General features: G+C 72.1%; 13 protein-coding genes. 8 read left to right on the forward strand and 5 right to left on the reverse strand.

The window, feature by feature from the left end; genetic code table 11:
- The first annotated feature begins 265 nt into the window (after positions 1–265).
- The gene (locus ACFT2C_RS21700) at positions 266–1,972 is read left to right on the forward strand and encodes a von Willebrand factor type A domain-containing protein (protein WP_377209157.1); all 1,707 of its coding nucleotides are present in this window, start codon (positions 266–268) and stop codon (positions 1,970–1,972) included.
- Positions 1,973–2,187: 215 nt separating this feature from the next.
- On the opposite strand, the gene ACFT2C_RS21705 is transcribed toward ACFT2C_RS21700, so the two are convergent.
- Complete coding sequence (locus tag ACFT2C_RS21705) at positions 2,188–2,889, reverse strand: hypothetical protein (protein ID WP_377209158.1); 702 nt, start codon at positions 2,887–2,889, stop codon at positions 2,188–2,190.
- A 300-nt stretch (positions 2,890–3,189) separates the two neighbouring features.
- Here ACFT2C_RS21705 and ACFT2C_RS21710 point away from each other — a divergent pair, with 300 nt between their 5' ends.
- From ACFT2C_RS21710 to ACFT2C_RS21720, 3 genes are all read left to right on the forward strand, one after another.
- Positions 3,190–3,834: a TetR/AcrR family transcriptional regulator gene (locus ACFT2C_RS21710; RefSeq protein WP_377209159.1), complete on the forward strand. Its 645-nt coding sequence runs from the start codon at positions 3,190–3,192 to the stop codon at positions 3,832–3,834.
- Positions 3,834–5,390, forward strand: a complete 1,557-nt coding sequence (locus ACFT2C_RS21715) for an FAD-dependent monooxygenase (protein WP_377209160.1) — start codon at positions 3,834–3,836, stop codon at positions 5,388–5,390. Before ACFT2C_RS21710 ends, ACFT2C_RS21715 begins: the two co-directional genes overlap by 1 nt.
- Positions 5,391–5,478: 88 nt before the next feature.
- Positions 5,479–6,372 carry a sulfurtransferase gene (locus ACFT2C_RS21720; protein WP_377209161.1) on the forward strand — a complete coding sequence of 298 codons (894 nt, stop codon included), beginning with the start codon at positions 5,479–5,481 and terminating at the stop codon, positions 6,370–6,372.
- Between the two features lie 101 nt (positions 6,373–6,473).
- Here ACFT2C_RS21720 and ACFT2C_RS21725 read toward each other — a convergent pair whose 3' ends face one another.
- Entirely contained in the window at positions 6,474–6,773 is a 300-nt protein-coding gene (locus ACFT2C_RS21725) for a DUF3175 domain-containing protein (RefSeq protein WP_377209162.1), read from the reverse strand.
- 65 nt (positions 6,774–6,838) lie between these two features.
- On the opposite strand from ACFT2C_RS21725, the gene ACFT2C_RS21730 reads away from it, so the two are divergent.
- Positions 6,839–7,294 carry a SufE family protein gene (locus ACFT2C_RS21730; protein ID WP_377209163.1) on the forward strand — a complete coding sequence of 152 codons (456 nt, stop codon included), beginning with the start codon at positions 6,839–6,841 and terminating at the stop codon, positions 7,292–7,294.
- 87 nt (positions 7,295–7,381) lie between these two features.
- On the opposite strand, the gene ACFT2C_RS21735 is transcribed toward ACFT2C_RS21730, so the two are convergent.
- Complete coding sequence (locus ACFT2C_RS21735; RefSeq protein WP_377209164.1) at positions 7,382–8,347, reverse strand: hypothetical protein; 966 nt, start codon at positions 8,345–8,347, stop codon at positions 7,382–7,384.
- 270 nt (positions 8,348–8,617) lie between these two features.
- Here ACFT2C_RS21735 and ACFT2C_RS21740 point away from each other — a divergent pair, with 270 nt between their 5' ends.
- Complete coding sequence (locus ACFT2C_RS21740; RefSeq protein WP_377209165.1) at positions 8,618–9,802, forward strand: methyltransferase; 1,185 nt, start codon at positions 8,618–8,620, stop codon at positions 9,800–9,802.
- 271 nt (positions 9,803–10,073) lie between these two features.
- The gene (locus ACFT2C_RS21745; RefSeq protein WP_377209166.1) at positions 10,074–10,370 is read left to right on the forward strand and encodes a hypothetical protein; all 297 of its coding nucleotides are present in this window, start codon (positions 10,074–10,076) and stop codon (positions 10,368–10,370) included.
- A 195-nt stretch (positions 10,371–10,565) separates the two neighbouring features.
- Here ACFT2C_RS21745 and ACFT2C_RS21750 read toward each other — a convergent pair whose 3' ends face one another.
- Positions 10,566–12,131 carry a PLP-dependent aminotransferase family protein gene (locus ACFT2C_RS21750; RefSeq protein ID WP_377209167.1) on the reverse strand — a complete coding sequence of 522 codons (1,566 nt, stop codon included), beginning with the start codon at positions 12,129–12,131 and terminating at the stop codon, positions 10,566–10,568.
- Positions 12,132–12,199: 68 nt separating this feature from the next.
- Here ACFT2C_RS21750 and ACFT2C_RS21755 point away from each other — a divergent pair, with 68 nt between their 5' ends.
- Entirely contained in the window at positions 12,200–13,243 is a 1,044-nt protein-coding gene (locus ACFT2C_RS21755) for a DMT family transporter (protein ID WP_377209168.1), read from the forward strand.
- A 114-nt stretch (positions 13,244–13,357) separates the two neighbouring features.
- Here ACFT2C_RS21755 and ACFT2C_RS21760 read toward each other — a convergent pair.
- Positions 13,358–13,976 (reverse strand): hypothetical protein (locus tag ACFT2C_RS21760; RefSeq protein WP_377209169.1); only part of this gene is annotated, 619 nt, incomplete at its 5' end.

Consider the following 13,976-nt stretch of genomic DNA (forward strand, 5'->3'; position numbering starts at 1 on the left):
ACCTGCCGGGGCCCCGCCGGCGCCGCGCCTCGCGGGCGACGGCGCCCCGCGCCGGCCGCGGAACGGCGCCGGCCGCCCGACGGCGGAGCGACGCCCGGGTGGGGTGGTGCACCCCGGTGGGCCGAGGTGAGGCAGCGGGGCGTTGCATCGGGGTTGCAACCGGACCGTGACCTCGTCGCGGCAAGCCGCAGCCGCGCCGAAACAAATGAACATCAAAGGACAGATCGCCGGACGACGCGAAGCCGAACACGACGAGAGGCGCACCATGACTTCCGCACCCCACCGGACCCATGCCGTCGGATGCGCGGCCGCGCAGCGGAGGCGGCCGCGGGCCACACCGCCGACAGCACCGGCAGCGCTGGCGGCCCTGCTGACCGCGGCCCTCGCGCTCGCGGGCTGCACCGCGCAGGGAGAAAGGACGGAGACCGCGGCCGACTCGGCAGGCCTGTCGGTCCCGGCTCCCGCCCCCGAGGCCCTGAGCGGCGCCGAGGTCGCGCCGGCCCCCGGGCCTGTGCCGACCGGCCCCGCGTCCGAGCGCGAGCTGACCGAGCAGGAGGAGTACGACGACTCCCCCGAGACGCCGTTCCAGGATGTCGCCACCAGCCCGCTGTCCACGTTCTCGGCCGACGTCGACACGGCGTCGTACTCGAACCTGCGCCGGCAGGTGAACCAGGGCGTGGCGCCGGAGGGGGTGCGCATCGAGGAGCTGGTCAACTACTTCGACTACGACTACCCGGCGCCCGCCGCCGGCGCGGAGCACCCGTTCACGGTGTCGACCCAGGTGGCGACGGCGCCGTGGAACCGGGAGCACCAGCTCGCGATGGTGGGCGTGCAGGCGACGGAGGCGCTGCCGACGTCGGAGGGCAACAACATCGTCTTCCTGCTCGACGTGTCGGGGTCGATGGACGAGCCGAACAAGCTGCCGCTGCTGGCAGAGTCGTTCGCGCTGCTGGTGGAGCAGCTCGACGAGGACGACCGGGTGTCGATCGTGACGTACGCGGGCGACAACCAGGTGGTCGCGGACTCGGTGCCGGGCTCCGAGCGGGGCGTGCTCGTGGATCACCTGCGGTCCCTGCGGGCCGGCGGGTCGACCGGCGGCGCGGACGGCCTGCGGACGGCCTACGAGCTGGCCGAGAAGAACTTCGTCGAGGGCGGCAACAACCGGGTGATCCTGGCCACCGACGGCGACTTCAACGTCGGCCCGTCCACGCCGGAGGAGCTCACGGAGCTGATCGAGGCCGAGCGGGAGTCCGGCGTCTACGTGTCCGTGCTGGGCTTCGGCATGTACAACCTGAAGGACAGCACGATGGAGGCGATCGCCGACCACGGGAACGGCAACTACGCCTACATCGACACTCTGGCCGAGGCGCGCAAGGTCCTGGTGGACGAGTTCGGCTCGACCATGTTCGTCGTGGCCCAGGACCTGAAGCTGCAGGTCGAGCTCAACCCGGCCACCGTTGGCTCGTACCGGCTGATCGGGTACGACAACCGGCGCCTGGAGGACGAGGACTTCGACGACGACGCGAAGGACGCGGGCGACGTCGGGGCCGGGCACTCCGTGACCGCGTTCTACGAGCTGGTCCCGGCTGGTTCGGACGACGACGGCTCCGGCGACGGCTCGGACGACCTGAAGTACTCCGACCAACAGGTCGGCACGAGCGACGACTACATGACCGTGCACGTGCGGTACAAGGCGCCGGACGGCGGCCGGCCCGCGGCGAGCACCGAGGTCGAGTTCCCGGTCGGAGCCGACGCATTCACCACGACGCCGACCGCGGACTTCGTGTTCGCCTCCGCCGTCGCCGAGCTCGGGCTGATCGCCACCGGTTCGGAGTACCGGGCCGACGCGAGCCTCGACGCGGTCACGGAGCGGGCGACGAGCGCGCTGGGCGAGGACCCGTACGGGCTCCGGGCGGAGTTCGTCGACCTGGTCGGCGCCTACCGCGAACTGGCCCCGGACGTTCGGCCGTGACGCCCGGGGAGACGCCGGCACGGCACAGCCCTCCGCGAGCACAGAAGTCCGTCTCCGCCGGGCGGCCGGGCTGGAAACCCCTCAGGTTTTCGTGCCGGATCGCTTGCTGGAGACGGACTTCTTGAAATCCGGCCGCAGAATGCGCCGGAAAGAGATTTCAATGAGCAGAAGGGCCTGGAACTTTTGAACGCCATCAATTGACAGCGTAGATTCTGTCAGGATCCTTCGTTCGACGTGAGGATCGTCCGGTTTCCTACCGGCTCACGGGAGTCCAGGGCGCGCTGCGTGCCCTGCGACTGCTGCACGACGTCGACGGCGGCACGCAGATCTTCAGTGGCCCAGTCCAGCGAGTCCTCGATGTGCGTGGCCTGGGCGAGCAGGGTGCTGGCCTGCGTCACCGAGGACGGCGGGGCGTCGGTGACGCGCTGCGCCACGGCACTGCGGGCGTCGGCGATCGCCCCGGCGAGGACGTCGCGCGTCGCCGGGTCGGCAACCTGGCCGTCGGAGTACTCGTAGACCCGCTCAGCCATGTCCATGACGGCCGTGAGGTCGTGCGACCGGGCTGTTGTGCTGCTGACCTGGCTGTCGATCTTCGACGTCAGCGTCAGGAGACGGCTCGTCTCCTCGGCGTGGGCCGACATCGCCCAGAGGCTGATCGCGACGGCGACGCCGGTGACGATCGCGGCGCCGAAGGTCCAGCGCCTGCGGCCGCGAGCGCCCGCGAGGTCGAGCTCGGCGTCGAGCTCGGAGTCGGAGAGGGGTGGTGGTTCCGGCGCGTCGAGTGCGGGTAGCCGGGCCGGTTCGAGTGCGGGCGACGAGGCCCGACTGTCCCCGGGGTCTTCGTCTGTTCCAAAGGTAGCGGCTTCCGATCCGACCAACGCGACGGTGTTCAACTCTTCCCCCAAAGAGAGTTCCATGAAAACAAGCTGTCGGACTCGAGGCCCTTTTAACTACCGATGCGAAGGACGTTAGGACTACTCCTTGAGTCCCGCGCGGCGAGACCGTAATACAGCCGTGATCTGTGGAAAACCACTCCCGATGCGGTGGATAACTCAGGGATCACGGTGGAAAACCCTGTTGATGACGCGGGCCGGGTGCCAAGACCGGCGCGGTTCGACGACGGCGTCCGGACGCGGCCGGACGCGACGGCCGGGCCGCGACTTCGTTGCCCAATGCGCACTCGTTGCACAGTGGGCAATCTTTGATACGGTGGCCGCATGACACTGCGGGAGCAGAGGAAGCACGAGCTGCGTGACCGGCTGAGCCTGACGACGGTGCTGCTGGCGAAGGAGCACGGCCTGGCGAACGTCCGCGTCGAGGACATCGTCGAGCAGGTCGGCGTGTCCCGTCGCACGTTCAGCAACTACTTCGCGAGCAAGGAGGAGGCCATCGCGGACCGCCATGTCCAGCGGACCCGAGTGGCGGCGCAGGCCCTGCGGGACAGACCGGCCGAGGAACCGCTGTGGGACGCGATCACCGCGGTGATCGTCGAGCCGTACGCCGGATGGTCCGGCGCGACGGCCCCCCAGCCGAAGGAGGAGCAGGACAGCCTGCTCTCCGCGCTCGGCGAGCCCGACATGCAGGCCGCCGTCGGCCGCGGCTCGCGTGCCGCTATCGACGAGCTCGCCGGGGCGATCGCAGACCGGCTGGATACCGACATGGCCGCCGACCTCGAACCCCGGCTGATCGCCAACGCCGCCCTCACCACGCAGCTCCTCACGCTCGACTTCTGGCTCCGCTCCGACCCGCCCGGCGAGCTGCTCCCGATCATGCAGACGGCTTTCCGCCGGCTCGGGGACGGCCTGGCTCGTCCGTCGGCTCCGCTCCGAGCCCTCGACACCACCGAAAGGCAGATTTCCTGATGTTCGACGTGATCATCGTCGGCGGCGGACCCGTCGGCCTCTTCCTCGCGTGCGAGCTCAAGCTCGCCGGCGCCGCCCCCGTGGTCCTCGAGCGCCTGCCCGGCGCGAACCAGGCGGACAAGGCGCACGGGCTGACCGGTCAGGTGGTGCGCCTCCTCGATCACCGCGGCCTCTTCGAACGGTGCTCGGGAACGGAGCGGCCGGTACCCGCGCCCGGGTTCTTCTTCGGCGCGCTGCCCCTGCCGCTGCACGTCCTCGGCCCGGACAACCCGATGTATCTGCTGCCGATCAACCAGCGCGACCTGGAGGCGGTGCTCGCCGAGCGCGCCGCCGAGCTCGGGGTCGACGTACGCCGCGGGTACGACGTGCTTTCCGTCGACCAGGCGGACGACCAGGTGGATGTCGTCGCGTCCGATCGCACGTGCGCCGAGACGACGTTCAGCGCGCGATTCGTCGTCGGCTGCGACGGCGCGCACAGCCTGGTTCGGAAGCAGTCCGGGATCGGCTTCCCCGGCGTCACCGACGACTCGCTCGTCGGCCGGAGTGCCCTCGTCGGGCCGATCGAACACCTGCGGCCGACGGCGGACGGACAGATCTTCGTCGACGGGCTCGGGAAGATCCCGGCCGCCTTCCACCGCACCGAACGCGGGGTCCTCACAATCGGGCTCTTCGATCCTGAGCATCCGCTCGTCCACACGATGGAGTGGGAGGACGACGGGCCCGACAGCTTCCCCGGTCCCGGAGCACCGATGACGTTGAACGAGATGGAGGCCAGCGTCGCGCGCGTACTCGGCGTCCGCGTACCACTGTCCCCGCCCGCGGACGGCGAGCCGACACTCCTGCGCCGGCTGCGTGGCCGGAACACGCGACTGGCAGAGCGGTACCGGGACCGCCGCGTGTTCCTCGCCGGCGACGCCGCCCACGTGCACGCCGCGGCGGGCGGGCCAGGGCTCAACCTCGCGCTTCAGGACGCCGCGAACCTCGCCTGGAAGCTCGCTGCCGCGATCCACGGCTGGGCTCCCGAGCAGCTTCTCGACACGTACGAGACCGAGCGCCGCGCCCTGGGAGAGCAGGTCTTCATGCAGACCCAGGCGCAGACAGCCCTCATGGCCCCAGGCAGCGACGTCACCGCCCTCCGGCAGCTGTTCGCCGAGCTCCTGACCCGGCGGGACAACGTCCAGCAGGTCGCAGACCTGCTGGCCGGGGCGGACGTGCGCTACGACATGGGCGAGGAGCGCCCGGCCGCGTCCACCGGCTGGTTCGCCCCGGATCTCGCCCTGACGACGGAGGACGGGCGCGCACAGCGCCTCGCCGAGCTGCTCCGCGACGCCCGCCCGCTGCTCCTGGACACCACCGGGGACACCAGCCTCGCCGCCGCGGCGGCACCCTGGGCCGATCGGGTGGTCCGGGTCTCCGCGCAGGTCGAGTCCGCGCCGGCCCCCGCTCTCCTCGTCCGTCCCGACGGCTACGTCGCCTGGGCGGGCGCGGACCCAGACGGTCTCCGCACCGCGCTGCACCGCTGGTTCGGGGCCGCTCAGGACCGGGTCGCCGCGTAGCGGCCGGCTCCCGCGGAGCGCCGGGATCTTTTCGGCGCACCCATGTGTTCCCCTACAAGTCAGTGCATGTGCTCTACGAGGAGGACCCATGGCCACGCCCATCGACCCGTCGGACAAGATCGCGCAGTACGCCCACCCCGAACGCCTCGTGAGTACCACCTGGCTGGCCGAGCACCTGAAGGACCCGGGCGTCGTGGTGGTCGAGTCCGACGAGGACGTGCTGCTCTACGAGACCGGCCACATCCCGGGCGCCGGGAAGGTCGACTGGCACACGGAGCTGCAGCACCCCGAGATGCGCGACTACCTGGACGGCGCGGCGTTCGCCGCCCTGATGGGCGCCAAGGGCATCACGCGCGACACGACGATCGTCCTGTACGGCGACAAGAACAACTGGTGGGCCGCGTACACGGCGTGGGTGTTCACGTTGTTCGGGCACTCCGACGTCCGCCTGCTCGACGGCGGCCGCGGGCTCTGGAGCGCGGAGGGCCGCGAGCTCACCACCGACGTGCCGGCGCCCGCGCCGGTCGAGTACCCGGTCGTCGAGCGCGACGACGTCGCCATCCGCGCCTTCCGCGACCAGGTCCTGGCGCACCTCGGCACCGGCCCGCTCGTCGACATCCGCTCCCCGCAGGAGTACACGGGTGAGCGCATCGCCATCCCGGACTACCCGGAGGAGGGCGTGCTGCGCGGCGGCCACATCCCGACAGCACGCAACGTCCCCTGGGCGACGGCGGTCGCCGAGGACGGCACCTACAAGACTCGGGAGGAGCTCGAGGCGATCTACACGTCCGGCCTGGGCTTGAACCCGGACGACGCCGTCATCACCTACTGCCGCATCGGCGAGCGCTCCAGCCACACCTGGTTCGCGCTCACCTACCTGCTCGGGTACACGAACGTGCGCAACTACGACGGCTCGTGGACCGAGTGGGGCAACGCGGTGCGGGTGCCGATCGCCACGGGCGACGAGCCGGGCACGTTCTGACCCGGGCCGCTCGCGGACCTGTCAGACCTCCGCACACGTGTCAGACGTACAGGTCACCCGAGTGACCTGTACGTCTGACACGTCGGCCGGGTTCTGACAGGTCAGGTGCGCCCGAACTGCTTGCGCAGCTCGTCCTTCGCGCGCTCGAGCACCTCGCGCTGGTCGGCGTCGAGGTCCCTGCCCGCGCGGTTCACGTAGAACGTGAGCATCGACATCGCCGAGCGGTACGGGGAGCTCTTGCGCCGGCGGCTCGCCTCCGCCGACCGCTTGAGGGACCGGGCGATCCGCGCCGGGTCCTTCCACGTGAAGACGCCCTCTTCGAGGTCCAGGGCGTCGCTGCCCTCGGTGACGCTCTGGGACCAGCGGTCGCGGCCGTCGTCGGGCCGCTTGTTCTCGGCCATACATCAACGCTACGACGCCGCCCGGTGGCTCGCTGGAGCCCTGCGGGCGGTGGGAGGATGAACAGATGAGCACCAACGACGTCGACCTGCCCGAGGCCCTCGCCGAGCTGCGCGACGCCTTCCTGGAGACGCCCGAGCGCGACCGCCTCCAGCTCCTGCTGGAGGTGTCGCGCGAGCTTCCGCCCCTGCCCGCCAGGTACGCGGACGCGCCGGAGAAGCTGGAGCGCGTCCAGGAGTGCCAGTCCCCCGTCTACGCCATCGCCGAGGTGGACGACGCCGGAGTGGTCGCCTTCCACGCGACCGCGCCCGAGGAGGCGCCCACCACGCGTGGCTTCGCGTCGATCCTGGCGCAGGGCCTCACCGGTCTGACGGCGCAGCAGGTGCTGGACGTGCCGGAGGACTTCCCGCTCCAGCTCGGCCTGACGAAGGTGGTCAGCCTGCTGCGGCTCAACGGCATGGCGGGCATGCTCGCCCGCGCCAAGCGCCAGGTCCGGGAGCAGCTGGCGGCGGCCCAGGTCTGAACGCAAAGGTCCGCTTCCAGAACAGGATCTGGCACGGAATCGGCGCCAGAATCATGCCGGATGCTGTTCTCGAAGCGGACCTTCGGCCTAGCGCTCGCGCAGGCGGTCGCGCAGCCACGGGATGCAGGCCTCGGCCTGGATCCGCTGGAACGCCCGCACGTGGGGGATCCCGGGCGGCGGGTCCTCCAGCGAGGTACGTGCGAAGTAGGCGGTCATGACCGCCACCCACACGGTGACCGCCTCGGGGTCGACGCCGTCCGGCAGCGGCGTCCGCTCCAGGACCTGCTCCGGAGCGGGGCCACCGGTGGCCTGCACGACCGGGAGCATGCCGGTCAGGTCCAGGAACGGAGCCCCGCGCATGGCGTGCGGCCAGTCCACGGCCACCGCCTCCTCGGCGGCGTCCGCCCGCCGGACGATGAGCGCGTTGTCCGCGCGCAGGTCGGCGTGCACCAGATGCGGCCCGGCGAACGCCTCTGCCTGCCGCTCGGGCGCAGTGATCTCGGCGATGCGGTCGAGGTTCGCCGCCAGCCACGGGTCGTAGGTGGCCAGGCCCGCGGGGCGTTCGTCGGCCAGCTGGGCGGCCTCGGGCCAGGTGTGGTCGGCAAAGTCGGGGAACGCGCCGCCGTCAGGCACCTCGTGCAGGGCGATGCGGCGGGCCAGGTGCTGCAGGCGGTCGAGGTCGTCCAGGTCCCACGGCTCGGTGCGGGGCACCCGTCCGCGCACGACGTCGGACGCGATGACCACCCAGGCCGGCTCCGCTCCCCCGGGTTCGGGCAGCTCGATGATCCAGCGGAAGGCAGGTGCGGGGACGCCGTCGGGCAGCGCCGCCGCGCGCACGGCCTCCCGGCGGTGCAGGCGCGCGGCGACGTCGTACTCGGTCGACGCGACCTTCACGAAGGCGCTGCCGCCCGCCGACTCCAGCGTGAGCGCCCAGCCCGGCGAGTAGCCGCCGTCGTGCGAGGTCCATCCGGTGACCGGGCCGCCGAGCTCGGCGACGACGGCGTCGCGCACGTGTGCGGGGAGGTCGGGCCAGGTGGGTCGGACGCGGGTCATGCGGCGATCATGCCAACCGCCGCAGGAACTGACGAAGAGAAATCAGTCGCGGCACGGTCCGCGGCTACGCCCGGAGGGCCTGTGAGACGATACGGGCACATGACGGAAGGACAGTCGTGACCCTCGGCATGGTGTTGAGCGAACACCGCCCCTGCGCTTCGACGCGGGCTGCCGTCCACGCCCGCCTGGTGATCGCCAGGTAGCACCGCCGGTACTCCGGTTCGAAGCGTCGCTGACTCCGACACCTTCGATCCCTTTCAGGAGTACGTCATGGCAGTCGTCCGCTGGGCCGAGAACGGAACGCCCTTCTCCGCCCGCTGGCATTCCGAGAACGACACCCCCGCACCGGCTCGCGTCGTCGTGGTCGACGACCGCACCACCGCCAAGGCCGCCTATCGCATGGCGCGCGGCGGCACCGGCCTGCTGTGGCGGGGCGACTTCCACAACGCCCGCCAGCTTCTGCGCGCCATGGACCGCCTGCACACACGCTCCGCCCCGAAGATGGACGGCGGCACGGCCGCTGCGCTCTTCCATGGTCATCGTGCGGCGCGCGCCGAGCGGGCCCGGCTGCTCGGGTGCCTACTGGTCCTGCTCGAGCCCGACCACACGCTGCGGCTGCGCCGCGCGCCCGACGTCCGCGAGGCGTGCGACCACGCCTACGGCGCGGCGGACGGCGGCGTAGCAGACGACGGCTCCGACGGCTCCGACGGCGGCGACGACAGCGAGATCCGCGGAACCTGCGTCTCGCTCACCGAGCTCGTCGGCGTGCTCAGCGCCTACCAGTGGCACCTGCAGGGCGTCGAGATCGGCGCCCTGGACGCCCGCATCCATCCCGCATACGGCGTCTTCTCGCCGGTCCGCGGCGAGTATGTCGACCTGGTCGCGCACGCCCCGTTCCCCGACGGCGGCGCGCCGCCGGTCGTCTTCGACCTCGGCACCGGGACGGGCGTGCTCGCGGCGGTCCTCGCCCGGCGCGGGGCCGGACGCGTGGTGGCCACCGACATCAACCCTCGTGCGGTGTCCTGCGCCCGGGAGAACATGCGCCGGCTCGGCCTCACCGACCGGGTAGACGTCCGCGAGGCCGACCTGTGGCCGGGCGGGCGGGCCGACCTGATCGTGTGCAACCCGCCCTGGCTCCCCGCGCGGCCGACGTCCGCCCTCGAGCTCGGGATCTACGACGCCGGCTCCGACGTGCTGCACCGGTTCCTCGACGGGCTCGCCGACCACCTCACCCCGGCCGGCGAGGGCTGGCTCGTCCTCTCGGACCTCGCCGAGCACCTCGGGCTGCGCACGCGCGACGAGCTGCTGGCACGCTTCAGCGCCGCCGGGCTGCGCGTCGCCGGCCGCCACGACACGAACCCGCAGCACCCGCGCGCCACGGACGCGGCCGACGCGCTCCACGAGGCGCGGCGGCGCGAGGTCACGTCCCTGTGGCGGCTGGTGCGCTACCCCTGACCTGGACGATCGTCCGTTGTCGTCGCCGATATCACCACTGTGATGTCTGGGTTACGGGTATTCCTGTCGCTCTGCGGCAGAGTTCGATCCTGGAATGTCTCATTTCATTCCCCGAGCGCACCGGCATGCTCCGATTGACAGGGTGAAAATCGCGTCTGACTCTTTCTCGTGGTGAACACACATGTGTGCTCCACCACTGTTTCAACGGAGCTATTCGAGGGGAAAGACAATGATCCGAGGATTCCGTGCAATCAGTCGTGCTGTCGCGACCGTGGCCATCTCGGCCGGCCTGGTCGTCGCAGCCACCACGGGTGCGAGCGCCATGGTGGTGACCGACGGGGACCTTCCCGCGTCCACGTCGATCACCGCGGCGGCCGACCCCGTTCCGGACGTCGCCGCCGAGGAGGTGGCAGGGGCAGTGGAGGCCCCGGTGGCGGGCGTCGAGCCGCCCCTCCCCCTTCCGGAGCCGGCCCCCGGCCTGCTCGATGGGCTGCTCAGCGCGATCACCAACCTGATCGGCTCGCTCCTCGGTGGCCTCCCCGTGCCACTGCCCGTTCCTGGGGTCTGACGACCGACCCCTTCTCGACCCGCCGGACGTCGCCAGCACGGCCGGTTACCGAACCCCTTTCCACCAGCCGTTCATGAACGGTGGGGCCGGTGACAAAGGGCTCCCGATGAGGCCCTTTCCCGGATATCCGGGAAAGGGCCTCATTGCTTTGTGAACGGCCGCGGCGAACATTTCGGCAGAGAGCCGCTCATGCTCTCAGCGGGCGCTCCCGACGTGCCGCGCGATCCGCTGCACCGCCTCGTGCAGCCGGTCCGGGGTATTCGCCGCATACCCGATCACCAGGCCGGGCGGTCCGGCACCCATCCGGTGGGCCGACAACGGCTGCACCCGCACGCCGTCCTCGCCCGCCCGCAGCGCGACGTCGGCGTCGTCGATGCCGGGGAACGTCACCAGGAGGTGCAGGCCCGCCGCCACGCCGTGGGCCGTGCCGCCGGGCAGGTGCGCCGTGAGCGCCGCAAGCAGAGCGTCGCGGCGGGCGCGATGGCGGCGTCGGACCTGGCGGAGGTGCCGCTCGAACCCGCCCGAGGTGATGAAGTGCGCCAGGGCGAGCTGGGGCAGCGCGGGACTGGCGAGGTCGGTCCAGTACCGGGCCTCGACGAGTCCCGCCTGCAGCGCCGCAGGTGCGAGCAGCCAGCCGATGCGGATGGCCGGGGCCAGCGACTTGGACACACTGCCGAGGTGCACCACGTGGTCGGGCGCGAGGGCGCGCAGGGCCGGGACGGGCGGGCGGTCGTAGCGGTGCTCGGCGTCGTAGTCGTCCTCGATGACCAGGCGGCCGGGCACGCCCTCCGGGCCCGACGACGGCGCGGCGCGCGCCCAGGCGACCAGCTCGCGGCGCCGGTCCGGGGCGAGCACCACGCCCGTGGGGAACTGGTGCGCGGGCGTGACCAGGACGGCGTCGACCCCGGTTCCGGCGAGCGCGGCCACGTCGAGGCCGTCCTGGTCCACGGGGACCGGGACGGGCTCCATGCCCCAGCGCCGGAGATGCTCGCGCGCACCGAACGAGCCCGGGTCCTCGAAGCCGATCCGGTTCCTCCCCTGCGCGTCGAGCGCCCGGGCGAGCAGCGTGAGGCCCTGCGAGACCCCGGTGACCACGAGGATGTCGTCGGGGTGCGCGCGCAGGCCCCGGGTGCGCGCGAGCCAGCCGGCCAGCGCCTCGCGGAGCGCGGGCAGGCCGCGCGGGTCGCCGTAGCCGAGCTCGCTCGACGCCAGGCCCGCCAAGGCCGCCCGTTCGGCGCGGGCCCACGCGGCGCGGGGGAACGCAGAGAGGTCGGGCAGCCCGGGCGAGAGGTCGATCAGGTCGGTTCCCGGGGCGTCATGGCCGGTCAGGTCCGGCAGCATCGCATCGGCGAGGCCCGACGGCGGGGCGGGGCGCTCGTGGACGCCGTCGGCCGTCCCTCCGGCGCGGGCGGGCTGCGCTCCGGAGCGGACGGGCGTCGCCGCGGCGCGGGCGGGATGCGTTTCCGCGTCGGCTTGCTGTGCTTCCGAGGTCGGCAACGGTGCCCATGCCGAGCGAACCGTCGTGCCGCCGCCGTGTCGGCCGGAGAGGAGTCCCTCGTCCGTCAGACGCCGGTAGGCGTCAACCACTACCCCGCGCGAGCAGCCGAGCTGGTCCGCGAGGACGCGGGTCGCGGGCAGCCGGGCGCCCGGGCCGAGGCGGCCGTCGGACACTGCGTCGCGCACCGCCTCGGCGAGCCACGCGGTCAGGTTCCCGGGTGGGGCCTGCGCGGGGTCGAGCTGGAGAAAGTCGGCGCCGGCCATCTTGGTCCTCTCGATCGTCGTGCTCTTGGCACTGTCAGGTATACCAAGAAGCGCGCAGGCTCACGGGCATGACGACTTCTATCCGGCCGGTGGTGCCCAGCGACACACGACCCGGGGTGCCGGCGCCGTCCTGGTCGGGCCCGCTGTTCGCCGCGCTCGGCATGACTCTCGTGGGCAGCCAGGTCGCGGTGTCGGGCGTGCTCGCCGACGCGCCGCTCTTCGCCGTTCAGGCCCTTCGGTACACGCTCGCAGCGCTGGTGCTGTTCGTGGTGCTGCGCGCGACCGGGCGGGCGGTTCCGGTGCCGCGCGGCAGGGAGTGGGTGTGGCTCGCGGGTGTCGCGCTGAGCGGGCTGGTGCTGTTCAACGTGGGTGTGGTCCGCGGTGTCGCGCACGCGGAGCCGGCGGTGATCGGCGTGGCGGTGGCCGCCGTGCCGGTGCTGCTCGCGCTCGGCGGGCCGCTCCTCGGACGCACCCGGCCCACCCCGTCGGTGGTGGCCGCGGCGGCGGTGGTGACCGTGGGCGCCGTCCTGGTGACGGGCAGCGGGCGCACCGATGCCGCCGGGCTGGGCTATGCCCTGCTCACGCTGGTCTGCGAGGCCGGGTTCACGCTGCTGGCGGTTCCGGTGCTGCGCCGGCTCGGGCCGCAAGGCGTGTCGTTCCATGCCGTGTGGATCGCGGCCGTGGCGCTCTGGGTACTCAGCCTCGTGACCGAGGGACCGGGCGCCGTCGGGACCCTGCGGGCCGAGCACGTGCCCGCCATGCTGCACCTCGCCCTGGGTGTCACCGTCGTGGCGTTCCTGCTCTGGTACACGGCGGTCGGCCGGATCGGCCCCGGGCGCGCCGGGCTGTTCACGGGGATGGTGCCCGTCGCGTCGGCGGTGGGCGGCGTGCTGCTCGGCGGCCCGGTGCCGGGGCCGGTCGTGTGGCTGGGCGTCGCGGTCGTGGTCGTCGGCGTCGTGCTGGGGATGCGCACCGGTCCCGCTCGGAGTCGGACCGGCGCCCAGATGATGGGTGACAGGCAGCGGACCCGCGGCAGCAGGCCGGCGGCGGCCGCGGGGCAAGGTGAGCTCGACGAGCATGTGCCAGGACCGCTGAATCCCGTTCACTCCTGACCCGCCAAGTTCAGCTGAGCCGAACTGTTCAGCACCGCCCGCACATCCGGATCGCAGCCGAACACAGTTCACGTCTCCCGGCACCCATCACCGGGATGTACCCGCCCCGACGCGTCAGCGACCGAACGGCGGGCGGAGCAGGCCCCGTCGCTCAGCGATCCACCGTTCGACCTGGGCCATGGACTTCGCCAACGGTTGGCTGGTGGTGTCGAGCAGCTCAGTGCGCCATCGGGAATCACCGGCGTGCCATCCGGTCCAGCGGTGCCAGGCCATCTCCGGCCAGCTGTTCTCGATGATGACGTCGGGTCGGTTGCGGGGGTCGAGAGCGTGCTGCCGGTGCCAATCGGCCCAGCCGAGGAAGGCATCGATCGCGGGAGCATCCCACCGGCCGGGGTCACGCTCGGCGAGGCGAGTACGCCGGACCTCGTCAGCGACATCGACCAGGCAAACGGCGATGCCGTCGAGGAGCGGGGCAGACGGCGCCGCGAGGACCTCGCCCAAGGGTGACTGGCCGGCGAGCAGAAGGTCGACGCCTCGCTCCTGGTACTCCAGCGCGCGTCGCACCCACAGCTCCATGGTGCGCTGGCGCCACCGCAGGTCGGCGCCAGTGGGCACACCGAGCTCATCGAAGTCGTGCACCGCGCTACCGGCCTCCTGTACCGGAACCTCTGGGCGGCGCGCCGAGATCGCCCTGGGCCGCTCCCGGCGCGCGGCGGCGGGCGAGGCTTTGGCC

The organism is Promicromonospora sp. NPDC057138 (genome assembly GCF_042670845.1).
GTDB lineage: Bacteria > Actinomycetota > Actinomycetes > Actinomycetales > Cellulomonadaceae > Promicromonospora.

Bases quoted from the DNA above. Each gene is read 5' to 3' on its own strand.
- ACFT2C_RS21720 (WP_377209161.1), top strand. From the start codon at position 5,479: ATGGCCACGCCCATCGACCCGTCGGACAAGATCGCGCAGTACGCCCAC.
- ACFT2C_RS21750 (WP_377209167.1), bottom strand. From the start codon at position 12,131: ATGGCCGGCGCCGACTTTCTCCAGCTCGACCCCGCGCAGGCCCCACCC.
- ACFT2C_RS21740 (WP_377209165.1), top strand. From the start codon at position 8,618: ATGGCAGTCGTCCGCTGGGCCGAGAACGGAACGCCCTTCTCCGCCCGC.
- ACFT2C_RS21725 (WP_377209162.1), bottom strand. From the start codon at position 6,773: ATGGCCGAGAACAAGCGGCCCGACGACGGCCGCGACCGCTGGTCCCAG.
- ACFT2C_RS21735 (WP_377209164.1), bottom strand. From the start codon at position 8,347: ATGACCCGCGTCCGACCCACCTGGCCCGACCTCCCCGCACACGTGCGC.
- ACFT2C_RS21755 (WP_377209168.1), top strand. From the start codon at position 12,200: ATGACGACTTCTATCCGGCCGGTGGTGCCCAGCGACACACGACCCGGG.
- ACFT2C_RS21715 (WP_377209160.1), top strand. From the start codon at position 3,834: ATGTTCGACGTGATCATCGTCGGCGGCGGACCCGTCGGCCTCTTCCTC.
- ACFT2C_RS21705 (WP_377209158.1), bottom strand. From the start codon at position 2,889: ATGGAACTCTCTTTGGGGGAAGAGTTGAACACCGTCGCGTTGGTCGGA.
- ACFT2C_RS21710 (WP_377209159.1), top strand. From the start codon at position 3,190: ATGACACTGCGGGAGCAGAGGAAGCACGAGCTGCGTGACCGGCTGAGC.
- ACFT2C_RS21730 (WP_377209163.1), top strand. From the start codon at position 6,839: ATGAGCACCAACGACGTCGACCTGCCCGAGGCCCTCGCCGAGCTGCGC.
- ACFT2C_RS21700 (WP_377209157.1), top strand. From the start codon at position 266: ATGACTTCCGCACCCCACCGGACCCATGCCGTCGGATGCGCGGCCGCG.